The 24,955-nt window shown below is 39.4% G+C and carries 28 protein-coding genes and 1 tRNA gene; 12 read left to right on the forward strand and 17 right to left on the reverse strand.

What is annotated here, in order from left to right; translation table 11 throughout:
* Positions 1-62: 62 nt before the first annotated feature.
* Together ACQQ5U_RS18000 and ACQQ5U_RS18005 are read left to right on the forward strand one after the other, a co-directional pair.
* Complete coding sequence (locus ACQQ5U_RS18000) at positions 63-623, forward strand: TlpA family protein disulfide reductase (RefSeq protein WP_437399675.1); 561 nt, start codon at positions 63-65, stop codon at positions 621-623.
* A complete protein-coding gene (locus ACQQ5U_RS18005; protein ID WP_437399677.1) occupies positions 620-1,186 on the forward strand; it encodes a TlpA family protein disulfide reductase in 567 nt (188 codons plus the stop codon). Before ACQQ5U_RS18000 ends, ACQQ5U_RS18005 begins: the two co-directional genes overlap by 4 nt.
* On the opposite strand, the gene ACQQ5U_RS18010 is transcribed toward ACQQ5U_RS18005, so the two are convergent.
* The 5 genes from ACQQ5U_RS18010 to ACQQ5U_RS18030 form a co-directional block, all read right to left on the reverse strand.
* Positions 1,187-1,639, reverse strand: a complete 453-nt coding sequence (locus ACQQ5U_RS18010) for a sterol desaturase family protein (protein WP_437399678.1) — start codon at positions 1,637-1,639, stop codon at positions 1,187-1,189.
* A complete protein-coding gene (locus ACQQ5U_RS18015) occupies positions 1,636-2,478 on the reverse strand; it encodes a phytoene/squalene synthase family protein (RefSeq protein ID WP_437399680.1) in 843 nt (280 codons plus the stop codon). The genes ACQQ5U_RS18010 and ACQQ5U_RS18015 overlap by 4 nt, the downstream gene beginning before the upstream one ends.
* Positions 2,475-3,935 (reverse strand): phytoene desaturase family protein, encoded by a 1,461-nt coding sequence (locus tag ACQQ5U_RS18020; protein WP_437399682.1) that lies wholly within the window; start codon positions 3,933-3,935, stop codon positions 2,475-2,477. The genes ACQQ5U_RS18015 and ACQQ5U_RS18020 overlap by 4 nt, the downstream gene beginning before the upstream one ends.
* 6 nt (positions 3,936-3,941) lie before the next feature.
* Positions 3,942-4,841: a MerR family transcriptional regulator gene (locus ACQQ5U_RS18025; RefSeq protein ID WP_437399684.1), complete on the reverse strand. Its 900-nt coding sequence runs from the start codon at positions 4,839-4,841 to the stop codon at positions 3,942-3,944.
* Between the two features lie 171 nt (positions 4,842-5,012).
* A tRNA-Leu gene (locus tag ACQQ5U_RS18030) sits at positions 5,013-5,096 on the reverse strand.
* Between the two features lie 210 nt (positions 5,097-5,306).
* Here ACQQ5U_RS18030 and ACQQ5U_RS18035 point away from each other — a divergent pair.
* Positions 5,307-6,557, forward strand: coding sequence for a mechanosensitive ion channel family protein (locus ACQQ5U_RS18035; RefSeq protein ID WP_437399685.1), 1,251 nt, complete (start codon positions 5,307-5,309; stop codon positions 6,555-6,557).
* Between the two features lie 125 nt (positions 6,558-6,682).
* On the opposite strand, the gene ACQQ5U_RS18040 is transcribed toward ACQQ5U_RS18035, so the two are convergent.
* Both ACQQ5U_RS18040 and ftsH read right to left on the reverse strand, forming a co-directional pair.
* Positions 6,683-7,072, reverse strand: a complete 390-nt coding sequence (locus ACQQ5U_RS18040; RefSeq protein ID WP_437399687.1) for a hypothetical protein — start codon at positions 7,070-7,072, stop codon at positions 6,683-6,685.
* A 36-nt stretch (positions 7,073-7,108) separates the two neighbouring features.
* Positions 7,109-9,142: an ATP-dependent zinc metalloprotease FtsH gene (gene ftsH, locus ACQQ5U_RS18045; RefSeq protein ID WP_437399688.1), complete on the reverse strand. Its 2,034-nt coding sequence runs from the start codon at positions 9,140-9,142 to the stop codon at positions 7,109-7,111.
* Positions 9,143-9,369: 227 nt separating this feature from the next.
* On the opposite strand from ftsH, the gene ACQQ5U_RS18050 reads away from it, so the two are divergent.
* Genes ACQQ5U_RS18050 through ACQQ5U_RS18065 form a run of 4 tightly spaced genes read left to right on the forward strand, consistent with a single transcriptional unit; the run spans position 9,370 to position 13,901 of the window.
* Positions 9,370-9,981: a flavin reductase gene (locus tag ACQQ5U_RS18050; RefSeq protein WP_437399690.1), complete on the forward strand. Its 612-nt coding sequence runs from the start codon at positions 9,370-9,372 to the stop codon at positions 9,979-9,981.
* Complete coding sequence (locus ACQQ5U_RS18055; protein ID WP_437399691.1) at positions 9,978-11,150, forward strand: M20 family metallopeptidase; 1,173 nt, start codon at positions 9,978-9,980, stop codon at positions 11,148-11,150. The genes ACQQ5U_RS18050 and ACQQ5U_RS18055 overlap by 4 nt, the downstream gene beginning before the upstream one ends.
* Before the next feature lie 10 nt (positions 11,151-11,160).
* Positions 11,161-12,189 carry a hypothetical protein gene (locus ACQQ5U_RS18060; protein ID WP_437399692.1) on the forward strand — a complete coding sequence of 343 codons (1,029 nt, stop codon included), beginning with the start codon at positions 11,161-11,163 and terminating at the stop codon, positions 12,187-12,189.
* Positions 12,186-13,901, forward strand: coding sequence for an adenosylcobalamin-dependent ribonucleoside-diphosphate reductase (locus ACQQ5U_RS18065; protein WP_437399694.1), 1,716 nt, complete (start codon positions 12,186-12,188; stop codon positions 13,899-13,901). The genes ACQQ5U_RS18060 and ACQQ5U_RS18065 overlap by 4 nt, the downstream gene beginning before the upstream one ends.
* 7 nt (positions 13,902-13,908) lie before the next feature.
* On the opposite strand, the gene deoD is transcribed toward ACQQ5U_RS18065, so the two are convergent.
* From deoD to ACQQ5U_RS18085, 4 genes are all read right to left on the reverse strand, one after another.
* A complete protein-coding gene (gene deoD, locus ACQQ5U_RS18070; protein WP_437399696.1) occupies positions 13,909-14,613 on the reverse strand; it encodes a purine-nucleoside phosphorylase in 705 nt (234 codons plus the stop codon).
* A gap of 8 nt (positions 14,614-14,621) precedes the next feature.
* Entirely contained in the window at positions 14,622-15,260 is a 639-nt protein-coding gene (gene deoC, locus ACQQ5U_RS18075; protein ID WP_437399697.1) for a deoxyribose-phosphate aldolase, read from the reverse strand.
* A 1-nt stretch (position 15,261) separates the two neighbouring features.
* On the reverse strand, positions 15,262-15,666 hold the full coding sequence (locus ACQQ5U_RS18080) for a hypothetical protein (RefSeq protein WP_437399699.1): 405 nt from the start codon (positions 15,664-15,666) through the stop codon (positions 15,262-15,264).
* 88 nt (positions 15,667-15,754) lie between these two features.
* Complete coding sequence (locus ACQQ5U_RS18085) at positions 15,755-16,135, reverse strand: hypothetical protein (RefSeq protein WP_437399700.1); 381 nt, start codon at positions 16,133-16,135, stop codon at positions 15,755-15,757.
* 211 nt (positions 16,136-16,346) lie between these two features.
* Between ACQQ5U_RS18085 and ACQQ5U_RS18090 the strand changes: the two genes are divergently transcribed.
* Genes ACQQ5U_RS18090 through ACQQ5U_RS18100 form a run of 3 tightly spaced genes read left to right on the forward strand, consistent with a single transcriptional unit; the run spans position 16,347 to position 18,902 of the window.
* On the forward strand, positions 16,347-17,129 hold the full coding sequence (locus ACQQ5U_RS18090; RefSeq protein WP_437399702.1) for an MlaE family ABC transporter permease: 783 nt from the start codon (positions 16,347-16,349) through the stop codon (positions 17,127-17,129).
* The gene (locus tag ACQQ5U_RS18095; protein WP_437399703.1) at positions 17,129-17,911 is read left to right on the forward strand and encodes an ABC transporter ATP-binding protein; all 783 of its coding nucleotides are present in this window, start codon (positions 17,129-17,131) and stop codon (positions 17,909-17,911) included. Before ACQQ5U_RS18090 ends, ACQQ5U_RS18095 begins: the two co-directional genes overlap by 1 nt.
* 19 nt (positions 17,912-17,930) lie before the next feature.
* Entirely contained in the window at positions 17,931-18,902 is a 972-nt protein-coding gene (locus ACQQ5U_RS18100) for an MlaD family protein (protein ID WP_437399705.1), read from the forward strand.
* An 8-nt stretch (positions 18,903-18,910) separates the two neighbouring features.
* Here ACQQ5U_RS18100 and ACQQ5U_RS18105 read toward each other — a convergent pair whose 3' ends face one another.
* Genes ACQQ5U_RS18105 through ACQQ5U_RS18115 form a run of 3 tightly spaced genes read right to left on the reverse strand, consistent with a single transcriptional unit; the run spans position 18,911 to position 21,941 of the window.
* A complete protein-coding gene (locus ACQQ5U_RS18105; RefSeq protein ID WP_437399706.1) occupies positions 18,911-19,588 on the reverse strand; it encodes an ABC transporter ATP-binding protein in 678 nt (225 codons plus the stop codon).
* Between the two features lie 8 nt (positions 19,589-19,596).
* Positions 19,597-20,859 carry an ABC transporter permease gene (locus ACQQ5U_RS18110; RefSeq protein ID WP_437399708.1) on the reverse strand — a complete coding sequence of 421 codons (1,263 nt, stop codon included), beginning with the start codon at positions 20,857-20,859 and terminating at the stop codon, positions 19,597-19,599.
* Positions 20,856-21,941, reverse strand: coding sequence for an efflux RND transporter periplasmic adaptor subunit (locus ACQQ5U_RS18115; protein WP_437399710.1), 1,086 nt, complete (start codon positions 21,939-21,941; stop codon positions 20,856-20,858). The genes ACQQ5U_RS18110 and ACQQ5U_RS18115 overlap by 4 nt, the downstream gene beginning before the upstream one ends.
* Positions 21,942-22,131: 190 nt before the next feature.
* Between ACQQ5U_RS18115 and ACQQ5U_RS18120 the strand changes: the two genes are divergently transcribed.
* Positions 22,132-22,611 (forward strand): hypothetical protein, encoded by a 480-nt coding sequence (locus ACQQ5U_RS18120; RefSeq protein WP_437399711.1) that lies wholly within the window; start codon positions 22,132-22,134, stop codon positions 22,609-22,611.
* A gap of 12 nt (positions 22,612-22,623) precedes the next feature.
* On the forward strand, positions 22,624-22,995 hold the full coding sequence (locus ACQQ5U_RS18125; protein ID WP_100817613.1) for a GerW family sporulation protein: 372 nt from the start codon (positions 22,624-22,626) through the stop codon (positions 22,993-22,995).
* Between the two features lie 306 nt (positions 22,996-23,301).
* Here the strand turns inward: ACQQ5U_RS18125 and ACQQ5U_RS18130 are convergent, their stop codons facing one another.
* The 3 genes from ACQQ5U_RS18130 to ACQQ5U_RS18140 form a co-directional block, all read right to left on the reverse strand.
* Positions 23,302-23,508, reverse strand: coding sequence for a hypothetical protein (locus tag ACQQ5U_RS18130; protein WP_437399714.1), 207 nt, complete (start codon positions 23,506-23,508; stop codon positions 23,302-23,304).
* A gap of 274 nt (positions 23,509-23,782) precedes the next feature.
* Positions 23,783-23,947, reverse strand: coding sequence for a hypothetical protein (locus tag ACQQ5U_RS18135; RefSeq protein WP_437399715.1), 165 nt, complete (start codon positions 23,945-23,947; stop codon positions 23,783-23,785).
* Positions 23,948-23,970: 23 nt separating this feature from the next.
* Entirely contained in the window at positions 23,971-24,756 is a 786-nt protein-coding gene (locus ACQQ5U_RS18140; protein WP_437399716.1) for a helix-turn-helix domain-containing protein, read from the reverse strand.
* Between the last annotated feature and the right edge of the window lie 199 nt (positions 24,757-24,955).

Raw genomic sequence — 24,955 nt, forward strand, 5'->3', positions numbered from 1 at the left:
TAAAAGACTCCTGATGTTGTTTAAGATGTCAGGAGTTTTTAATTTTTGATAAATAATTTTCAATGAAGATTAATAAAAAGACCATTCTCAATGTAGTATTGATTCTTTTTGTCCTATCATTTTTTGTGACCCCTATTGGTTACTACGGGAAAATATGGTTGAATAGAGTGTTTGCATTTTCTCCTGAAGTCATCGAAAAAAACGAGCAGAAAAAAATCACCGATTACGATTGGAAACTAAAGGACGAGGAATGGAACTTTTTCAACTTTGAAAAATCCAAGGGCAATGTAATCTTGATTAATCTTTGGGCGTCATGGCGCTTGCCTTCAGAAGCCGAACTTGCAAGTATTCAAGAGTTATACGACAAATATAAAGGCAGAATTGATTTCTATATCATCACCAATGAAGAGAGGGAACCAGTTGAAGCTTTTATTGATGAACATGATTTTACATTTCCTGTAACGTATTTGATCATAGGCGAAAAAATGCCCATTGACGCTAGTGAGGTACCTGCTTCCTATTTGATTGATAAATCGGGAAACATTGTGATTCATGAAGAAGGGATTTCTGATTGGAGCACTAGAAAAGTATATAAACTATTGGATGAATTAATTGCGGAATGAAAATTACTAAGGAACAGATTAGCAATGGAATATGGGTTTTGGCCATTGTCCTTATACTATTTACGCCTCTGGGTTTTTATCCACGAGTATGGGTCAATAAAATCGTGGCGACCGTGCTAAGTCCAAGCACCATTGACAAGGACGAACAAGCCACTTTGAAAGATTACAACTGGAACCTTGTTGATTTGGATGGAAACCAATCAAATTTAGGATCAAAGCAAGGAGAAGTTATAGTAATCAATGTTTGGGCAACTTGGTGTCCTCCATGTGTTGCCGAGCTACCAGGCTTTGTGGATTTATATGCCGATTATAAGAACAAAGTTACTTTTGCTTTTGTAGCCAATGATGATAGGCAAAAAGTAGAAACGTTTCTAGAGAAAAAAGGGTACGATTTGCCCGTTTATTTTCAAGCCTCACAAACACCTAAAGAATTGCAAAGTGGAAGCATTCCTGTGACCTTTATTCTTGATAAGCAAGGTAATATTGTGGTTGACAAAACAGGTGCGGCCAATTGGAATTCTGATAAAACCAGAAATCTATTGGACAAGTTGATGGCGGAATAGCTATTTTTTCTTAAAGTACTTAAAAGGAACCACCAACATACCAAAGCACTCCCCGTCTTCTTTTCCTAGGTGTTTATGATGCATTTTGTGAGCTCTACGGACACCCCGGGCATATCGATTATTAGCACTCCTAAAAATTTTGAAGCGTTGGTGAATAAATATATCATGAACCGTGAAATAGGCGATACCATAGGCCAAGATTCCAAACCCTAGGGGCCATCCGTACCAAAAAGAAGTGTAACTGCCCAAATAGAACAGTGTCATGCTCACAATAGCATAAAAGATAAAGAACGCGTCGTTTCGCTCGAACCAAGAGTCGTGGTCCTTTTTATGATGGTCTTTGTGGAGACTCCATAAGAAACCATGCATTACATATTTATGCGTAAACCACGCCATAAACTCCATAAAACAAAAGGTTGCCAAAAATATCAATATCCAAAGAGCTACTTTCATTGTACCAATTGTAATTTATAATTAACATAAGATTGCGCCAACAGACCAAATTTTTGGTAGTTAGATACACGAATCCTGGTGTTTTTAATTTCTAAAGGCGGTGTACTCTGCAGTTTTTGAAGCAGTTTTTTATAATATCGGTAAGCAGTATAAACTCCAAATTTTGCTTGTTCTGGCAGTTGGACTATTCCTGAATATCCAAGCGCAAAATCAGCTTTAATTTCATTTACAATACGCTTTTTGGACTGTTCATCCAGCTCCATTAAATTGGTGTTGGGGAAATAAGTTCGATTCAAACCCTCGTAATCTGCCTTTAAATCCCGTAAAAAATTTACTTTTTGGAAAGCAGAGCCCAGGGCCATTGCGGATTCTTTTAGTTCCTCATATTTTCCCTTGTCGCCTTTTACAAATACGCAAAGACACATCAATCCAACAACGTCTGCTGAGCCATAGATGTACTCTCGGTACTCATCAAAAGTCTCGTAATTCTTCTTGGTCAGATCCATTCGCATGCTTTTCATGAACGACTCAACAAGGTGGTGGGGAATATCATATTTATGATAGGTATGCTGAAAGGAATTTAAAATAGGGTTTAAGCTTATTTTATCTTCAATGGCCTTCTCCATATCCCTTTCAAAATCGTTAAAGAGTTTGGTCTTGTTGTAATCGTGAAAGCTGTCCACAATTTCATCGGCAAAACGGACAAATCCATAAATATTGTAAATATCTGCCCTAATGGAAGGAGCCAACATTTTGGTGGCCAACGAAAATGAGGTACTGTAAGATTGGGTCACAACCTTACTACAGTGGTAAGAAACATCATCAAAAATAGTTTTCATCGTTTTACTTCTTTAAGGATTAAATCAGCCACCAGTTTACCGGATATAAGAGATGGTGGGACCCCTGGGCCGGGAACGGTCAACTGACCGGTAAAGAACAAGTTTTTTACCTTGCTACTTTTGAGGTTAGGTCTTAAAAAGGCGGTTTGACGTAATGTATTGGCCAAACCATAGGCATTTCCTTTATAGGAATTATACTGCTCAACAAAATCGTTTACGCAGAAGCTTTCCTTAAAAATTACTGAATTTTTTACAGATTGATGGGTTAATTTTTCAAATCGGTCCATCACAATGTCAAAATACTGGTCTCTTAGTTGTGGAGTGTCTTCCAATCCAGGAGCAATCGGAACCAAGAAAAAGCCGGTTTCTTTCCCATTTGGTGCCATTGATGCATCCGTTACGGATGGAAAATTGGCGTAAAACAATGGATTGCTAGGCCATTGTGGGTTATCGTAGATTTCTTGGGCGTGTTTTTCAAAATCGGTATCAAAGAACAGATTATGATGTTCGATGTTTTTTAGCTTTTCGTCAAAGCCTATATAAAACAACAATGAGGAAGGAGCGTAGGTTTTTTTGTCCCAATAGTCCTCCGAATATTGTCGGTATTTTTTATCGAGTAAAGTCTCTGAGTGATGGTAATCTGCGCCGCTCACCACATAATCCCCTAAATGATTCTTTCCTTGACTCCGAATGCCCAAAATTTCCCCGTCCGAAACCAAAATATGAGTTGCTGGACTATCAGTGTGTATGGTTACACCCAATTCTTCGGCCACGCTTTTCATGGCTTTGATGATTTCGTACATACCACCCTTTGGATGCCATGTGCCCAAACCAAAGTCTGCAAAATTCATAAAGTTGTAGAAAGATGGTGTCTTACTCGGTTTAGCTCCCAAGAAAAGTACGGGAAATTCTAAGGTGGATATCAGTTTTGGGTTTTTGAACCTTTTGCGAACCTGCTGACTAATAGTTTTAAAAAATTGGTCGACCTTTAAAACGGTTTCCTTGGTCACAAGCTCTAAAGGGGAAAGCCCGGGACGCAGTACAACTTTGTTAATGGCGATATCGTAATTTTTCTGGGCTTCGCTTATAAATTGCTGTAGATGTTTACTGCTTCCAGATTCAATACGTTCGAACTCGGCACATATGGTTTCCATACAATCACCAATGGTGATAACATCATCCTCAAAGAAAATTTTATAGGCGGGATTCAACTTGTCCAGCTGGTAGTAATCGGAGGTCTTTTTATTAAAATCGGCAAAGAATTTATCAAAAATATCGGGCATCCAATACCAACTGGGGCCAATATCAAAAGTAAAGCCATCCTTAATCAACTGTCTGGCCCTACCTCCTACGGTATCATTTTTTTCGAACATCTCCACTTCATAGCCCGCTTTCGCCAAATAGCAAGAGGCAGATAGAGATGAGAAACCAGAACCAATGACGATTACTTTTTTCATTTGGGATTAAAGTGATTCTATTAGTTGATTAATAGATTTAAATATTTTGATGGCTCCAAGAGGCTTATCTTCACCAACTTCTTGGATTTGACTACCCAATACATAAAGTTTGGACCCTGATGATTTTTTCAATAGGTCACTGAATCGGTCAAAGTAATCATCAATGTCATCTTTGGTGGGTGATACGGTGAAGTAGGAAACAAACCTTATGTTACCGTAGTATTTAAGTAAGTCCTCAAGACTTTCTACGGGCATGGTCTGACCTAAATATATGGTTTTATAACCGTGCAATGCCAGTTGGTAATTGATGTAGAGCAATCCCAACTCGTGTATCTCATTCTCTGGGAGAAAGAGCACATAAACCTCGTCCTTTTTGGTCGGAGCCTCAAATTGAAGCTTTTCGGTATGGATGTATATTTTTTGTTTTATAAGATTGGATATAAAATGCTCGTGGGCAGGACTTATGGTATTCGTTTGCCACAACAAGCCAAGTTCGTTCAATAGGGGTAAAAAGACCTCGTTGAAGATTTGAGTGAACGATTTATCTTCCATGAGTTCGTTGTAGGTGCTCAAGAATAAGGATTGATCAAAATTGAGCATTGCAAGTTTGAAGGAATTGAGCGCGTGGCTCTTTTCACTTTTCTCAGAAATGATTTCGTTCACCAAAGCGGGGATTTTTTCATCACCCAACTTGGCAATTTTAGAAATTTTGTACCCATTGTTGTATAGAAGGGTAACGTTCAACAGCTTTTGAAGACTTTCAAGATTATAGGTGCGAATGTTGGTATCTGTTCGTTCTGGACTAAACAAATTATATCGCTTTTCCCAAATTCGGATGGTATGGGCCTTTATACCGGAAAGGTTTTCCATATCGCGAATACTAAAAGAAGTTTTTACGTTGTTCATCTTTTTTAATTAAACGTTAAACAAATTTACGATTTAAAAGATGCCGTCCTAGTTTTTTATCATAAAATTTGGATTCTTCCTTATAAAAATCAGTGTTTTGCGAAAAGATTTGGGGATTTTTCAGGGAGTGTATAAAACAAAAAAACCGCAATTTCTTGCGGTTTTCTTTTGTGCCCACGACTGGAGTCGAACCAGCACGTCCTTACGAACACTACCCCCTCAAGGTAGCGTGTCTACCAATTCCACCACGTGGGCCTTCGGAATTTTAGGTGTGCAAATATAATTTTTTTGCCCAAAACGACAGGACTTAAAACGGTATTTTATGATTAGTCAAATGTCTTTGATTTTTTAATTGAATTATTTTTTGCTTTATAACCATGGCCCTCATATAAAATGATAATTTACTTCTATTGGGAGGTGGATTAAATCCCTTAGTTTTGTGTTGTATTTCTTCAATTGAAAACTATGGATAAGAACTTAGGGCGTATACTTTACAACTATTTGATTGATACGGGAATGGCCGAGAGGTTGGCTGCATATATCAATTTATTTGTGTTGGCTGTTGTGGTCCTTGTACTTGTTTTATTGTTAGATGTCCTTGTTTGGAAAATACTGCGCGGGCTATCGGTAAGGTTGGCCAGAAAATCCAAAAATAATTTTGACAATTTTTTGGTAGCCCACCGAGTTCCACGTTATATGGCCCATGTAATACCCCTGACCGTATTGCTTGAGTTTGTTCCAGTGGCCTTTGCAGATTTTGATTATGCTGGGATCATTGCATTAAAGACCATTAAGATACTTTTCGTTTTTTTGATTTTAATCATCCTTCGGAAGTTTTTTAAAAGTGTCAATGGTTATCTAAGAACCCGTCCCAAGTTCAAGGACAAGCCAATAAATAGTTATGTACAAGTGTTTATGATCTTCGCTTGGATTGTTGGAACACTTACCATTTTCGCTATTGTTACCGATACCACGGTATGGAAATTTTTTACCGCGTTGGGGGCTGCCTCGGCTGTAGTATTGCTCATTTTTAAAGATTCAATTTTGGGATTTGTGGCCAGCATTCAGGTTACCATTAATGATATGGTCCGTATTGGGGATTGGATTACGTTTGAAAAGTATGGGGCCGACGGAGATGTAGTCGAGATAAGCCTGGCCACTGTAAAAGTTCAGAACTTTGATATGACCACCACCACAATACCCACCTATGCCCTGATTTCCGATTCTTTTAAAAACTGGCGTAGTATGCAGGTTTCGGGTGGTCGACGGATAAAAAGGTCATTGGTTATCCGTCAAAATAGTATCAGGTTTTTAACGGACGAAGACATAGAGGGGTTAAAAAAAATATTGTTAGTAGAAGCTTATCTCACTAATAGAAGTGAACAGATTAATTCCTACAACGAATCAAACCATATTAATAAGGAACTATTGGTTAATGGAAGAAACCTGACCAACTTGGGGGTATTCCGAAAATATGTGACCAGTTATTTGGAAAATCATTCAGCCATCAACAAGAAGATGACCTTGATGGTTAGGCAATTACAGCCTACATCGCAAGGTATTCCTTTGGAGATTTATGCATTTAGTTCCGACAAACGTTGGGAAAATTATGAATATGTAATGGCCGATATTTTTGATCATCTATTGGCTGCCTTGCCATACTTTTCCCTTGAGGTTTTTGAGTTGCCTGTTTCATTGGACTCCATGCATAAATAAAAAGTCTATGTCTTGAGTGATTTTGGGTAACTACATAGGTAACTTTACCCATGACATTTGTGGGTGACATAGAGTATAGATCCGTGTTAAAGATAACGGCCTTAAGATTTTAAAAATTCGTGTAACTATGCCCAGTATTTAGTTAGAAATTCAAAAAAATCCTTTTTAAGCTCAGCATAAATTTGACGTTGGGCTTCCATTTTCTTTCTGAAGCCAACATGCTTCTCTACCAAAGAGACATCCAAAGCCTCTTCACCGATTTTACTATGTTCGGCCATATTGGATTCGTGCTCTTCGATAGTTTCCTTAAGATCGTTTATGACCCCTTCGTGTAAAATAAATTCATTTTGATAATGTTCCAATTTGGCAAGCACTTTTCGGTCTTTATATCGACCAATAAGTTCACTCAATCGGCTCTTAAAAGTTTTTAGCTCATCTTTCCAAAATCCAAGCTCGCGTTCCCATTGTTTGTGTTCAAAATGGAGGTCCGAATCGTAAATCAATGTATTTTCCATGACTCTTTATTTTATATTCAAAAAGCCTGTAACCGCTTATTTGAATGGTTCTCTAAAATTGTTATTTCCAGGATTGAAATAATTTACCAGAAAGTTGGGGTTACTTGGTTTTTCAGTATCCTCACCCAATAATTTTTCACCTCTCTTACCCAAGAGTTTTTCAAGATCATCTTTGTCCACCACCTCTTTTTTTAATAGTAGTTGTGCTAAATTTTCCAACTCTTCTTTCTGTTGTAACAGTAAATTTTTGGTTCGATCGTAGGCGGACATGATTAAGTCACGTACTTCATGATCAATTTGTTTGGCCATATCCTCACTATAGGGTTTTCCAAGTAAGCGTTCGTTATCACCAGTGGAGTCATAAAAACTGATAGGGCCTATTTCATCATCCAAACCATAGTAGGACACCATGGTATAAGCTTGTTTGGTTACTTTTTCAAGATCGTCCAAGGCCCCGGAAGAGGGCTCTCCAAAGATTATTTCTTCCGCAGCCCTTCCACCAAGCGAGGCGCACAGCTGATCTATAAATTGCGATTTGGTTACAATTTGGCGCTCCTCCGGTAAATACCAGGCAGCTCCGAGCGATTTCCCACGAGGGATTATCGAAACCTTTACAAGGGAATCCACATGTTTTAGGTGCCAACTTGCAACGGCATGGCCGGCTTCGTGGTAGGCAACAATTTCTTTTTCTTTTGGAGAAATGATCTTGCTTTTACGCTCCATCCCCACAATGACCCGGTCTCTGGCGGCCATGAAATCCTCTTGCTCCACTTCGTTCTTTTTATTTCTTGCAGCAATTAGGGCTGCTTCATTACAAATGTTGGCAATGTCTGCTCCTGAAAAACCGGGGCTTAGTTTGGCCAATATTTCGATATCAACATTTTTTGAAAGTTTTAAAAGACGGATATGAACCTTGAAGATTTCAGCGCGTTCCGATTGGTTGGGCAGTTCCAGATAAATATGACGATCAAACCTTCCAGGGCGCAAAAGCGCCTTATCCAAAACATCGGGGCGGTTGGTAGCGGCCAAAACAATAACGCCCGTATTATCGCCAAAACCGTCCAATTCCGTAAGCAATTGGTTCAAGGTACTCTCGCGTTCATCATTGGCTTGGAATGCGTTTATCTTGCCTCGAGAACGACCAACAGCATCAATCTCATCAATAAAAATGATACTTGGTGCTTTTGCCTTCGCTTTTTTGAAGAGGTCTCGAACGCGTGAAGCTCCAACCCCAACAAACATTTCTACAAATTCGGACCCCGACATGGAGAAAAAGGGGACTTGCGCTTCACCTGCAACAGCTTTCGCCATTAAGGTTTTTCCTGTACCGGGTGGACCCACAAGCAAAACACCTTTCGGTATTTTGGCACCTAATCTGGTATAGTCTTCCGGGTTTTTAAGGAAATCCACAACTTCCATCACTTCGGCCTTCGCTTCTTTGAGTCCGGCAATATCATTAAATGTCACTTTGCTTTTGGTTCCCTTTTCGGTAAGTTTTGCGTTTGATTCACCAAAATTGAACATTGATTTACCACCGTTTCCACCACTCATTCGTCGGAACATGAACATCCAAATAAAAATGAAAAAAGCCAAGGGCAATAACCATGATAAAATAGTGAGGAAATTGGCCCTGGTTTCGTACCGTACATCAATTTTTTCAGATATATCTGCATCCTCTTGTGCACGTTGTAGTTTGTTTTCAAAACTTTCCACGGAACCAATGGTGATGTAATATTGTGGTCCCGAGTCAGAGGATAGCAACCTATCGTTGTCCCCCTTGATATCCGGGTCGTCCAAAAAACTTTTTTTAATGTATATCTGGGCGACTTCTTTATTGATAACCACAATTTTTTCAACAGCGTTTTTAGCCAATAAGGTGTCCTCCAGTTTGGACCAACCAATTTCTTTGGATGTACCAATGGAATTGTTGAAAAATGGGAAAACTAAAAGAAATAGAAGCAAAACCCAGTATAGCCAACTTATAGTACTTCTTCCTTTGGGAGTTTTTGGAGTTTTATCCATGTTCCCCCCATTGTTGTTGGTGGCGCTATCTTTGGAATTGGCAGACATTTTGTTTCCATTTACTTGTTCAAGTGATGATGTAACCCATAGTAATGGATTATCTCAAATCTAGCTTACAATACTTTCATTTGAAATGATTTAGGTCATTCATACTACCTTGAATTCCGTACCATAAATATTTGAAAACCCTATTGTTTTCCTAGAAGTGTTCCTGATTTAGGTCATAGGAGACCCTGATTCATAATTGTATTTTTAGAAATACCAAAGCAGTTGTCATGGACATTCTTCAGGATAAAAAATACGTTTCATTGGATACCCGTGATCCTATATGGGATAGGATATTCACAGTGGCTCCTTTGGTGGTCGTTGGGACAAAAGAAAAGGATGGTTATGACCTGGCTCCAAAACATATGGCCACCCCTCTTGGGTTCGGCAACTATTTTGGCTTTGTGTGCACCCCAAGGCATGGAACATATCAAAATGTAAAAAAAACTGGAGAATTCACAGTGAGCTTTCCTAAACCTGATCAAGTAACAACCACTTCCTTGAGCGCTTCGCCCAGAACGGAAGCATTGGCCAAATCACAACAAATTGTAGAAGCCTTGCCCTTGATCAAAGCAGCTTCCATGGATGCACCTTTGGTAAAGGATGCTTATTTGTACTTGGAATGTGACTTGTTCAAGATCATTGATGGTTTTGGTGAGAATAGCATCATAACGGGAAAAATAAAAGAGGCCTACGTGCACAATGATTATTTGAGGGTTTCGGAAAAAGACGAACAGGAACAATTAAAAAATAATCCGTTGCTGGCATACATTTCATACGGTCGTTTTGCCAAAATCGAAGAAACCTACAATTTTCCTTTTCCAAAAGATTTTAAAAGATGACTTCCAAGGTTACACATATTGCAGACGGCATCTTGAATCAACTCAAATCAAGGGAGAAAGAGATGTTGGATTTTTTGGAGGAGCTTGTTTCGTTGGAATCACCTTCACGTGACCCTAATTCTCAATATCAGATTTTAAAATTTATTGCAGAAGAGTTGAAGAGACTCGGTTTTTATACACTTCATGTACCAGGAAAAGAAACAGGTGGTTTTTTATATGCCAGACCTTTAAATAGGGATAAAAGCAAAGCTTCACAATTAATGATAGGTCATTGTGATACCGTTTGGGCACTCGATACGTTAAAAAAAATGCCATTGCGAAAAGATGGGCAAACCATGAGCGGGCCTGGAATTTACGATATGAAAGCGGGACTCGCCCAAATCATATTTGCCTTGAAGGCCATTGATGCATTGAATCTGACCTTGCCCCTAACACCGGTTATTCTAATTAACTCCGATGAAGAAATTGGAAGCAAGGAATCCAAAAAAGCCATTGAACGATTGGCCAAAGTATGCGAACGTGCCTATATTATGGAACCTCCTTTGGGTTTGACAGGTAAACTGAAAACAGCCAGAAAAGGTCTTGGACGATTTACGATTACCGTAAAAGGCAAAGCTGCCCATGCTGGATTAGACCCCCAAAAAGGAGCCAGTGCTATTGTGGAACTTTCCCATCAAATACAGCGTCTTTACGCCATGAACGATTTTGATAAAGGCATCACGGTCAATGTTGGGATGATCGAAGGTGGTGTATCGCCCAATGTAATTGCACCAGAAAGCAAAGCTGTGGTCGATGTCCGAGTGTTGAACAAAAAAGATGGAGAAAGGATTACAGAACAAATTCTTTCCCTGAAACCTACATTGCCTGAGGTTGAGGTGTACGTTGAAGGAGGAATAGGCAGACCTCCCATGGAACACACATCGGGTAATCGAATGCTCTGGAAATTGGCCAAGGCCAAAGGAAACCTTTTAGGCTTGAAATTGGAAGAAGCTACTGCCGGTGGAGGGTCAGATGGGAATACCACCAGTTTGTACACTGCCACCCTGGATGGATTGGGTACCACAGGGGATGGGGCCCATGCCCAACACGAACACATTTTATTGGACGACTTTCCAGTTAGGACAGCATTGCTGACTCTTCTTATGCTGGCCGAAGCAGGAGACAATTAAACTTTTTATTATGGACCACAAATATATTTATGCATCATTGACCCGAATATCCGATTTGGCAGAAAAAGGGTTCGAAGAAAAGGCGTTGCCCAGGGACAAATGGGGAACAGGCGATTATATCGTTTGTGAAATTTTGAACGAAGGAGGGGAAAGCTTAAAAATGGAACTCCCCAATGGTAGGATGCGAGGGGTTATAGCTGGCGAGTATATTGTTGGCGCATTAGGGGAACGTTATGCTACTTTGGAAGCCACCGGGAGCTGGAGAAATGTAGCGGACGATTTAAAAATGACGGTGCTTACAGGTGCAGGACTTCTCGGAAAATTGACCTCCAAGTCCATGTTTATTCCCAAAATGATCAAGGTGATTTATAAGGGGCATGCCTTTAGGGACGGCAAAAAGATAACCATGGATGATTTTGTTGAGAACATACCTAGAATTCCTTTTAATACACCAGTGATCTTGTTTGTGGGAACCTCTATGTCAGCAGGTAAAACAACATCGGCCCGAATAGTAACAAACATTTTTAAACAAGCCGGATATAAAGTGGTCGGTGCAAAACTAACTGGAGCAGGACGTTATAAGGATATTTTGGCCTTTAAGGATGTAGGGGCAGATAAGATATTGGATTTTGTGGATGTGGGACTTCCTTCGTCCATTTGCCCAAAAGAACTATACAAAGAAAAGTTTGAACAGATGCTCAGTAGAATAGCCCAAGAGAATGCTGATGTTGCCATAATAGAAATTGGAGCCTCGCCTTTGGAGCCTTACAATGGAGATGTTGCCATTAATGCGCTAAGGGAACATATTAAGTGCACAATTTTGAGTGCTTCGGACCCTTATGCGGTCTATGGTTTAATGAAAGCCTTTGAATTGGTTCCTGATATTGTTACAGGGGTGGCCTCGAATACTTTGGCGGGAGTACGGATGGTAAAGGAATTGTGTGGGGTAAGAGCGTTGAACTTGATAGATTCCACTACCACAAAAGCATTAAAAGAAATTTTGACGGAGAAAACAGGTATGTCACTCAAAACAAAATGAAACTTTCAGAAAACGCAAAGCAATTACTCAATGTCAGGTATTTGTTGAAGAATACGGAAGGAAAAATTGTTGAATCCCCGGAAGAACTTTTTTGGAGAGTGGCCAAGCATGTGGCAAGTGTAGAGAAAGAGGATAAAAAAAAATGGCAAAATGAATTTTATGTCCTAATGACCAATCTCCATTTTCTACCCAATTCACCAACCTTAATGAATGCAGGACTACCGAATGGACAATTGAGCGCGTGTTTTGTTTTGCCAGTGGAAGATAGCTTGGATAGCATATTTACTACTTTAAAAAATATGGCCATGATTCATCAAAGTGGGGGAGGAACCGGATATAATTTTTCCCAGCTTCGGCCGCATGGAGATATGGTTTCATCCTCTGGAGGGGTTTCTTCGGGCCCCATGGCATTCATTAAAATTTATGATACCGCAACAGAACATGTTAGGCAAGGAGGAAAACGGAGAGGAGCCAACATGGGAATTTTGAATGTGGACCATCCCGATATCGAAGAGTTTATCCTTTCCAAATCTGAAAGCAGCACATTACAAAATTTTAATCTTTCCGTAGGCATTACCGATGATTTTATGAAGGCGGTACAAAATGGAACGGATTGGAAATTGGTCAATCCAAGAACAAAAAAGGTTGCGAAAATCATCAAAGCCAATAAACTTTGGGACAGGGTAGTTGCACAGGCTTGGGCTACTGGAGACCCTGGACTTATTTTTTTGGATACTATAAATAAATCTAATCCTCTTCCTGGACTTGGTAATATCCAAAGTACGAACCCCTGTGGTGAAGTCCCTTTGTTCGAATACGAAAGTTGTAACCTTGGGTCCATCAATTTATCAAAAATGGTAAAACTTGATGGTGACAGAGTAGAAGTAGATTGGAAGGTTTTGGAAAATACTGTTGGTGTCGCCGTTAGGTTTTTGGACAATGTGATTTCGGTAAATCACTATTTGTTATCTCAAATAGAACAAGAGACTAAAAGCAATAGAAAAATTGGACTTGGAATCATGGGTTGGGCAGAAATGTTGGTTCTTCTCGATTTACCTTACGCCTCTGAAGAAGCCATTTTACTTGGGGAAAAGGTGATGAAATTTATTCAAGAGAAAAGCTACGGGGCATCGGCAGAATTGGCTAAGGAACGGGGTAGGTTCCCCAATTGGGACAAAAGTGTTTTCTCTCCCGATAAACCTATGCGAAATGCTACATGCAATAGTATAGCGCCCACGGGCAGTATATCGGTGATTGCGGATACCTCGTATTCTATTGAGCCTTTGTATGCCTTGGCCTATAAACGTGTTGGTATTCTCGAAAACCAAACACAAATGGAGGTAAATCCGATTTTTACGGGTAAAATGCAAGAGCTGGGATTATGGACCGATGAGGTGAAGGAAGAAGTATTGGCGACAGGAAGTATTCAACAACTAAAGCATATTCCAAAAGATGTAAGAAGCCTGTTCGAAACCAGCTTGGAGATTCCATGGGAATATCATTTGCAACATCAACGCGCTTTTCAGAAGTATACGGACAATGCGGTATCAAAAACCATTAATCTTTCGAAAAATACCTCAAAAGCAATTGTTTCGGATATTTATATGACTGCTTGGAAGTATGGACTGAAGGGAATAACTATTTATAGGGATGGCAGCAAGGCCAATCAGGTTTTGCAGGCCTGCCATTTAAATAAAAGCGCCAATTGTTGAATGTTTCTTAGGATATGGCAGCGGCCAAAGCAATTTGGACCATGTCTTTAAACGTGGTCTCACGATCATGTGCAGAGAGCCTTTCATCGGTTACCAAAGAGTCGGAAATGGTTAAAATGGTCAATGCCTTTATATTGTATTTGGCTGCAATGGTATACAATCCCGCGGTTTCCATTTCAACGCAAAGCACGCCATATTGGGCCCAAAGCTTATATTCTTCAGGGTCATCACTATAAAATTCATCCGAAGAGAGTACATTTCCTGCTTTTATGGGTATGTTGTTTTCTCGGGCATGATTGACGGCTTTTATGAAAAGATCAAAATCAGCAGTTGGGGAATAATCCGAGTTGATGAATCTTGAATTGTTCATGCCCGAAGTGGTGGAAGCGGCCATGGCCAAAACTACATCATTGAGCTTTACATTTTCTTGGTACGACCCTGCAGAACCCACACGAATTATATTCTTGACCCCATAATCATTAATAAGTTCGTGGAAATAAATCATGGCAGAAGGCATTCCCATTCCACTTCCTTGTACAGAGACTCTTTCTCCCTTATAGGTGCCGGTATAGCCCAACATTCCCCGAATTCGGTTGTAGCAAACGGGATTTTCCAAAAAGGTTTCCGCAATCCACTTGGCCCTTAATGGGTCTCCGGGCATTAGAACGGTTTCGGCAATTTCGCCTGGTTTAGCTTCTATATGCGTGCTCATGGATTTTCTTATTTGATTAAATTAGGGCCGGAGGATGTACCAATTCTAGATACACCTAGCTCAATATATTTTTGGGCAGTCTCTTTGTCTTTGACCCCTCCTGATGCTTTTATTTTTGCCTTGTCTCCCACAATGCTTTTCATCAGTTTTACATCTTCAAAAGTAGCGCCACCGGTTCCAAATCCAGTTGAGGTTTTTACAAAATCTGCATGCGCTTCAACAGCCAAAGCACAAGCTTTTTCTTTTTCATCCTCGGTGAGGTAGCAGGTTTCAATAATTACCTTCAATATGTTATCCCCGATAGCCTGTTTTATAGCTTTGATTTCATCGCGAACGGCATCGTACATTTCCGACTTCAACCATCCAATATTGATGACCATATCAACTTCATCCGCACCATTTTCAATACAGTCCACGGCTTCAAAAACTTTGGCTTTGGTGGACACGGCCCCCAGTGGAAACCCGATTACGGCAGCAACTTTGACAGGGGTGTCCTTTAATGTTTCTTTAGCTGTAAGTACATGGCAACCGTTTACGCATACGGCATAAAAACCGTAGGATTTGGCTTCCTCGCATAATTTTTGAATATCCGCAATAGTAGCGGTGGACTTTAAATTGGTGTGATCAATAAAATCTGCTAATGGCATATTAATGGTTAAAGAGCTGTTTGAGCTTAAAGATAGTTAACATCTCCGATCTATTTTTTCCAGCAAAAGAACTAGCAATGGACTCAGCAGTTTCAACAATCAGCTCTTTGATGGTTTCTGGGAATTTTTCGTGATGCTCCATGTAGAATTCCTTAAACTCCTTAAAATATTCTTCCCCATCTTTCTCCTCATCATCCAACCAATCAAAAACAATCTCAATTTGATAGGCGGCATCGGTATGGAATTCATCTTCAAATTTGTCCACTTCCAACCAATATTGTCGCACGTATTTACGCAACCGCTCCACCTCTTTGGGCCTTACATTATGATCGGCCATGGCTACGGCATAAAATAACTTTCCAAGGTTTTGGTAGAATTCGTTTGCTATTTTCTCAGAATTAAGCATAACCTTAATTTTTAGTTCATATTAAAATTAGAATTAATACTAATTATTTTTTATGACATTACTCAACAAATAGTATGGTGAAGGATGTTTAATTGTTCCTTCGGTTGACACTTTTATTGCTGCGTCCTCTATTGCTATTGTTTTGGCTATGGTAACGCTCGATATTATCGTCGTAGTAGTTGTGTACCCTCTCATATCTTGATCTATTCAGGTTGTAGGAGCGGTAACGTGAAGGCAATACCCTGTTCCTTCTCCATACACCACTTTCTAAATAAATATAGTTTCTTGTTGAGAGATCATAATAGATGCTGAACTCTGGGAAAAATACATAACGAACCGTTTCAACCCTATTCGGATAAAACCAAGGGGGCGGCGGGTCTGCCAATCGATGCGAAACAATCACTGGGCCACAGGCCTGAAAGCCTGATAATGCCAAGAATAATCCAATGAATAAAATAGTCTTTTTCATGGTGTTAAATTTTATTCAGTAAGGTAGTGTTATCATGAAATCCAGTAAATGACCTGAGTCATTTCAATCTTTTGGATATCTTAAATCCAGTATCGATAAAAGGTTGAGCTCTTGTTTGCATCTCGTTGATTGAAAGTTTCTTAATGATATTGGTCATTTGAAAACAACCACAACAAACCTATTTTTGAAAGGACCGAAATAGGTGATACACATGGCCATGGCATTGCAAATGATCAAAAAGACCAAGGAGTTTTTTATTGAAACAGGAGACCTTTCCTATTTCGCTCTGCGTTTTTTTAAACAAGCAGCAACCTCTCCTTTTGAGTTTAAGGAATTACTTAAACAAAGCTACCAGGTTGGTAACAGGTCTTTGTTATTGGTGGCCACAACTGGATTTATTATCGGTTTGGTATTAACGCTCCAGACTCGCCCCACCTTAATTGAGTTTGGAGCGGTCTCGTGGATGCCCAATATGGTCGGTATCTCCATTGTTAGGGAGGTAGGTCCAGTGATTACAGCCTTAATATGTTCTGGGAAAATTGCTTCTGGTTTCGGGGCAGAATTGGGTTCCATGCGGGTAACCGAACAAATAGATGCCATGGAGGTTTCTGGTACCAACCCGTTCAAATATTTGGTGGTGACCCGAATTTTGGCCGCCACGTTAACGCTACCTTTATTAGTGGTATTTGGAGATTTAATAGCTCTTTTCGGCTCGTCCCTAGTTGAATTTATGAAAGGAAATGTATCCTTTCGGTTGTATTTTAATACCGTTTTTGACGCATTGTCCTATGGCGATTTGATTCCGGCGACCATAAAATCCTTTTTCTTTGGCTTTGTAATAGGATTGACAGGTTGCTACAAGGGCTATAAAACGGGAAGAGGTACCGCAGGTGTCGGTATTGCGGCCAATACAGCCGTGGTAATGGCGTCGTTACTTTTGTTTGTAGTGGATTTTATCGCTGTATTCGTATCGGATATTTTTTATGAACTATAATGGATGTAAAAGAAAACATAGCGCCCCTTCAAAAGGAAAATACCTCAGAAGAGATTGTAGTTCGAATACAAGATCTTTATAAGAGCTTTGGCAATAACCAAGTATTGAATGGTTTTAATATGGTATTGCGCAAAGGGGAGAATTTGGTGGTGATGGGAAAATCCGGGTCCGGAAAATCGGTGATGATCAAATGTCTTGTTGGTTTGATGGTTCCAGATAGTGGGGTAGTTGAGGTTTTGGGAGAGGACATAGCCCGCTTAAATCAAGTGGATTTGGATGAACTTCGCTCGGATATTGGATTCCTATTTCAAGGAAGTGCCTTGTACGATTCCATGACAGTAAGGGAAAACTTGGAGTTTCCGATGAGGCGGCACCGAAAAAAGTTTGAAGGGGTTACAGATACTCTGCCACTCGTGCAAGAAGCTCTGGAAAATGTTGGTTTGGCCCATACCATGGATTTGATGCCCGAAGAATTATCAGGAGGTATGAAAAGACGTATTGCGTTGGCCCGCGCCATCATTTTAAAACCTAAACTAATCTTGTACGACGAACCTACTAGTGGTTTGGATCCCATAACAGCCAAGGAAATTATTGGACTTATGAGGAGTATCCAAAAAAAATATGGTACCTCGGCACTGATTATTACACACGATGTGGATTGTGCAAGGGTGATTTCCGAGAGAATGATTTTGTTGGTCGATGGAATTAATTATGCAGAAGGCACTTATGAAGAACTGGTGGCATCGACCGACCCCAAGATAAATGCCTTTTTTAAAAAATGATATGACAACTAAAACTCCAATGCAGAATTTGAAACTGGGCATTTTTGTTGTGCTCGGAACCGTTTTGTTGATAATTGCGGCCTATCTTATCGGAAACGGACAAAGTCTGTTTGTGAAGAAATTCACCGTCAATGCGGTATTCAGTAATGTAAATGGATTGCAAGTTGGGAATAATGTACGTTTTTCAGGTATTGACATTGGTACTGTGGACCATATAGAAATGCAGAACGATAGCACCATAATAGTTTATATGGCCATTAACAAAAAAATGAAAGAACACATTCGAAACGATGCGGTGGCGACTATAGGTTCCGATGGGCTGGTAGGAAGTATGTTGGTGAACATTGTACCGGGTAAGGGACAGGCTTCTTTGATAGAAGATGGTGCCAGGTTAAAATCCTATAGTAAGATTTCTTCCCAAGACATGCTCAATACCTTAAGTGTTACCAATGAAAATGCCGCCTTGTTAACCTCGGATTTATTAAAAATAACTCAATCGTTAACGGAAGGGAAAGGTACTTTGGGACATTTACTGAACGATACTGCGATGGCCAATGACCTAAAGGAGACCATCACCAACCTAAAAATTAGCAGTGATCAAGTGAACACAACGTTGAATGAGCTGCAAAAAACAGTAAAAGCCATTAACTCGGGCGATGGTGTTGCGGGAGTTTTACTGTCGGACACTTTGTCTGCAGAAAAAGTTAGAAGCATTATACAAAACTTGGAAGTTTCAAGTAATGATATAAACAGGATGACCACAGATTTGAATACGGTAATAGGGGAGATAAAGGATGGTAAAGGAGTTCTCAATAAGGTATCGACCGACACCATTCTGGCCAATCAATTAATGAGAACCATGAAGAATATTGAAGAAGGCACCGAAAAATTCAACGAGAATATGGAGGCTTTAAAGCACAATTTTTTGACCCGAGGATACTTTAGAAAATTGGAACGAGAGCAAAAGAAACAAGCAAAGCAAAATCAATGATTCCTGCTTTAATGACGGATAATCATACCATCCTCCATTTCTATGATACGGTCGGTGCGGTTGGCAAAATCTACATCGTGGGTAACTACCAAAAGTGACAGACCTTGCTGTTCCTTTAAATTTTTAAAGATGTTGAACACATTTTCTGAGTTATGACTGTCCAGGTTTCCCGTGGGCTCATCACCCATTAAAATGGCAGGATCATTGATCAAGGCACGTGCAATGGCAACCCGTTGTTTTTCACCTCCTGAGATTCTGGAGGCTCGTTGGTTGGCCAAATGGCCAATATGCAACATTTCCAATTTTTGGTGTGCATTCTTCTCTATTTCCGCATGCGACTTTTCTGCAAGTTTTTTGGCGGGAAGCATTACGTTTTCCAGAACACTGAATTCAGAAAGCAAATAATGGAATTGAAATACAAAACCTATGTTTTTGTTTCTGATTCTTGACAGTTCTTTTTGAGACTTGCCCGTTACAAGTTCGTCGTTGAGGTGCAGCTCACCCGTATAGTCGGTATCCATGGTGGAAAGGATATAGAGCAAAGTGGATTTTCCCGAGCCTGACTTCCCCATAATTGAAGCAAATTCCCCTTGTTTTACTCCAAATGAAATATTTTTTAACACATGGAAGTCCTTTGGCTTATGAAAATGCTTGTTGATATTTTTTGCTTCTAGTACAAAGTTCATATGTTGTGCTAAGTTCCTCTAATAATTTTTACGGGGTCTATTCTTTTGGCTCTGTTTGATGGCAAATATCCTGCTATACAAGTGGAAATTAGAGCGAATGCAATTCCTATCACATAATAGGTTCCATCAAAATTCACAGGGTATGTTGTTATAGTAGGTAGGGCTTCAGTTTCAAAAGGGGTATTATCAATAAGATGGGAAAGGCCAAATCCAATCAATAACCCCAGAACACCTCCTAGAACTCCAATTAGTAAGGCCTGGGCCATAAAAATGTATTGTACATCTTTACCGGAAAATCCAGTGGCCTTTAAAATGGCAATATCTTTCATTTTCTCATAAATGAGCATGTTCAATATATTGTAAATGCCAAACCCAGCCACAATAAGAAGGGTAATGGAAACTGCATATGTGATAAGGTTCCTAATATTGGAGCCCGTTTCGAATTGAGCATTGGCTTCATTAATGTCAACAGCCTTTACATTGAACTGTTTTTCCAAGATACGGGCCATGGGTTCGGACTCATCAATATTCAATAATTTGATATTGATGTCGGTCACATAGTTTTCGGACTCTCCCAATATGCGCTGTACGGTGTTCAGATTGGCAAAACTTTGCACATTGTCTATTTCCGCAATTCCACTTTGATAGACACCGACAATTTTCAAAGGAAAAATATCTCCCTTTACAGTACTTATCTGAACCCTGTCCCCCACGGAAAGGGACATCTTTTTTGCTAGCCCAGCACCCAAAACAATCCCATTAATATTATTTTTTAATGCTTCCGGAGTGCCTTCCACAATGTTATCCTGAATGTTGGAAAGGCGAACTTCCTCCATAACATCGACTCCTCCAAGGTTGCCACCAAGTTCTATGGAGCCAGACAGGTAAAAGATTTGTGCCCATAATTGGGGAGTTGCCCCGCGTACATTGGGGTGCTTTTTTAGATAACTTAGAATGGGGAGGGCATTGTGTATTTTTTCTTGATTTTGCTTTGGCTTAATGGAGTGTACAAAATTCATGGCATCCTTAAAGTCTTGGTAACGGGAAATGGGCTGGGTATCCGATGGACGAATTTCGTTGTACATGTGTATATGGGGTGTTTGGTTGAGTACCAAATCATCCAGCATACCATTTAGTCCGGTCATAAAACTTACCAAGGTAATATAGGCCCCTATTCCAAAAGTAACCCCAAGTGTTGCAGTGACCGTGGATTTCATCTTGGTGACAAGATGGGTTTTGGCGATGCCCAATATCACACTCCAATTGATCATTGCTCTGGTTTATAGATTGCGGTGTTTTCATCAATACCTTCCAAAATTTCTACCCTATCCAAATTTTGTAGTCCAATGCTAACCTCAATTTCACCATTATCTGTAAGTACTTTGGATGCATCGATGAGATATTCTTTTGGAATGGTCAGGGTTTCCTCCTTTTTTGAAATAACGATGTTCCCTTCACCGGATAGACCAGGATATAATGTAGTTGGTGGATTTTTGAACAATGCCTCAACCTTAAAAGTTTGGGAACGTTCATCTTTTCTTGGATAAATCTTGTCCAATGTGGCTTCGAATACTTTGGAATTATAGGAGTCCAGCGTTAGGAACACTTGTTGTCCTATTTTCAGTTTTACGATATCCACTTCATCCACTAATAGCTCAATTATAAAATCCTCAGTTTTCCCGACAGCTGCAACAGGTTGTTGGGTATTTACTATTTCACCTGGATTTTTGTAAATGGCATATACGGTACCATTTATTTTACTTTTTATGGTAAAATCTTCCGAGGTGGTCAAGGAGGTTCTGTAATTGTTCTCAGATTGTTTTAATTGGGTCTCGAGCTCGTTCTTTGTTTGCCTATATTTTCTTTGGAGCAGGTTAAGGTTGTTTCTCGATAGCTCGTAATTGAGCTTTCGGTTGTCGTACTCCACCTTGGAACCAATATTTTGGTCCCAAAGATTTTTTTGTCTGAAATAATTAATGGAATCATTGATGAACTTAAGTTCTGCAGCTTGAATCTCATCCTGTATTCCACTGAGTACAGCGGCATTTCCGCTGTAATTTTCACGTGCAAGTTGTAGCGCCAATTTGGCGTTCTCTGCATTGAGTTCTGGCGAGGTGTTGGTGATTTGAAGGATGGGGTCGCCTTTCTTTACCTTATCGCCTTCTTCGACCCATGTTTTATCCAAAATACCGATTACAATGGAATAAGCTTGGTAAAGACTATCAGGTTGAACCGTGGCCGAAGCATAAACGGATTCTGTTAATGGTATTTTGGTCGGGTAGGTTTTTTCTTTGTTTTCACTACAGGAGAAAAGATTGAAAATTATAATATAAATAAACAAGGAATATTTCATTGGTCACAGTATAATGCTGCTATCAAATTACCGATAAAAAATGGATTTGGAATATGAGTTAGGTCAGTCTTAATATGAGCCTTAAAAAAGTTATCAACTTTATCCGATTATTTGTGTTATGCTGACCTAGATCATTGCACGAATAGTATTGTCATAGTTCCTTTGCAGCAAAAAGCTAATGATACTGACCGTGGTAATATTATTAGTTGTGCTCCTTGCCCTTGGGCTACTATTTGTTCCAATACAAATTTTTATTGATACCGATACAGGAAAGTATTATGCTGGCTTAGGGGGCTTGGCAAAGGCGAGTTTCGAATCTGATGAGAAAGAGCTTTTAAGAGTACGGTTAAAAGTACTTTTTTATGAACACTATTTTTATCCCTTAACAAAATCTTCAAAACCAAAACCAACCAAGAACAAGAAAACCAAACCAAAAAGGAGGATCAAGTTTAGGCAGATGGTTCGATTGCTAAAATCGTTCAAGGTTAAACGGTTTGCCTTGGATATGGATACGGGCGATTATGTGGTCAATGCAAAAATGTATCCCATTTTTGTATTCCTCGATCAATATGTAGCTTCTTTCCATATCAATTTTGAAAACCACAACAGATTGGTAGTGGATATTCGAAACAGACCTTACAGAATTCTAAAAACATTTATTAATCATTAAAAATTTAAGGTCATGGAATTACATTTTGAAGAATTATTGAGCAAGGTGACTGACTTTATTAAATCAGAAGCCAAAACAGAGACCATTATTGGTGAACCCTTTCAGTTGGGCGAATTTAAGTGTGTGCCTGTAATTAAAGTTGGTTTGGGATTTGGCTCCGGAGGAGGCGAAGGAGTTGAAGGTAAAACAAGAAAAGGCGAAGGCGCAGGTGCTGGAGCTGGTATTGGTATCCAACCTATCGGATTTTTGGTAACCAAAGGGGATGAAATCTCATTCTTGGAGGCAGGAAAAACCCACGGTTTGGCGGCCGCATTTGAAAAAGTGCCCGACTTAATTGAAAAAATTGTTTCCGAACGAAACAAAAAAGAAGAGGTTGTTGCCTAATCGAGGTCATCAATTAAAAAGAACTGGATTGTCTATTCTTTAAAGTTTAGACAATCCAGTTCGCATGTTGAGTGACTTGTTCGCTTCCCGACTTGACTAGGTTCAGAACCTTTGCTCATCAGCCCAATATGTATCAATATCCTGAGTAAGTTCGCATTTGTTGTTGACGATTTGTGAATTTTTAAGGTTGTTTCACTTTTATTGGATCAATAATATTTAATTCAACACAAATGATTTCAAAATAGAATTTTTATGCAAACACCTACCCTATAGATACGGTAACAACACCTATATTCGAAAATATTCTTACTTAAGCTTTAACTCGCCCAATTTGTTCCTTACTTCTTTGTTGTCGGGATTTAATTCCAATGCCTGTTCATAAAACTTTTTCGCCATTCTTTTGTCTACCTTTATTTCAAACGCTTTGGCCTCAGCTAATTGGAACAATGTTTCAAGGTTTTCAACGGTTTTGTTATTGATGACACTTTCGCCAATAACCACCCTATGTGACACCAGCGGGACTTAAAAAGTCGTTTTGTGGATTTGTAATTACTATTGCAGTTAAAAATTATCCACGGTAAAACCGGGACCCGGTATTTGAGCATATAGACTAGGTTAACATATGATAAGCAATACCATTAAGAAGGTTGAACTGAATAAAACTGATTTCATAATGTTAAAGAATTAAGTGATTAGGATACTATTGAATTGTGAGTTTTTAGAAGTAATTTGATTGGTAATAATCACATTTTAGTGAAGGGTTGTCCGGAAAAGGTTTTGGTTTTTACTAAATAAACAGGCCCCTATCATCGCTGCTAAAATCCAAATACTCAGGTACTTTATTGGAATTGACTTTTTTTTTGACAAAATCTGGTTTTGTTTCCTTGCTGGCTTTTTGCGGTAAGAAAGCGATCAGTTTTAAGACTTCGGTTACTTTTGTTGTCTTCTTCACTGTAATTGTTGGTTGCCCCAATTTTAATTGAGAGTGATTATGCTGTTCTGAAATGTCTTTCTAAATTTTAGGGGAGGAATTCCAAAATTGGATTTGAAAAGTTGGGAAAAGTGACTGGGATTTTCACATCCTACGCCCAAACCAACCTGAATAACACTTTCATCGGTGGAAATAAGCAGCTTTTTAGCTTCTTCCAGTTTCAGTCTCATTACAAATTGATGAGGTGTTTCACCCATGGTTCTTTTAAATACCCTAATAAAGTAGTGTATGCTCAATTCAACTACTTTGGCCAGTTCGGAGGTGAGGACAGGACGATCGATATGTTTTTTAACATAACGATGTATTTGATGGATTTGAAAGGGGGTCAAACCCATTTTCAATTTACAGTTCAATTCCGATTGCATATTTTCCCGCTTCACTAAATAGTCCCCCAGGGTAATGATCATATTTTCCAAATGATACTGCTCTCCCTTTTGGCTGATCAACAGTTCTTGAATAAGATAAAGTGCAAGTTGATTGCTGAGTGGTGTTTCGAGGATGGATTTTTGAACAAACCCATCAGTTTGCATATTCAAATCCATAGTGCCAAAAGCTCCATTGTACATGCCTATTACTAAAGGGGTTGACGGATTGAAGTCGGGAGTGGGATTAAGGGAATAAATGAATTCATACTTATCTTCCGATGTTGTTTTATCCATTAAACTATCCTTATCTCTTATCAGAAATAGGATGACTTGAGATTTCCGTCCGGCTTCTTTAACGTGTTCTCTATCTAAATGGGATTCGTTGATCTGGTTTATATATCTCATGGCTTTTTTTTAAAAGGGTTTGTTATCAGGTTTTTTTCAAGGCGATTGTGCAAAACGCTTGGATAAACCTCTAATTTGAATTACTGGATTCAATTTTGATGATTTAAAGACCTGCAGGATCGTCCATCAGTTACAAGCCAAAAGTAATGACGGACTTTTCACATTGCTAGTGAGAGTTTCTAAGTGGTGACGGTTTTCT

Origin of the sequence: Flagellimonas lutimaris (assembly GCF_051494225.1) — a bacterium.
GTDB lineage: Bacteria > Bacteroidota > Bacteroidia > Flavobacteriales > Flavobacteriaceae > Flagellimonas > Flagellimonas lutimaris_A.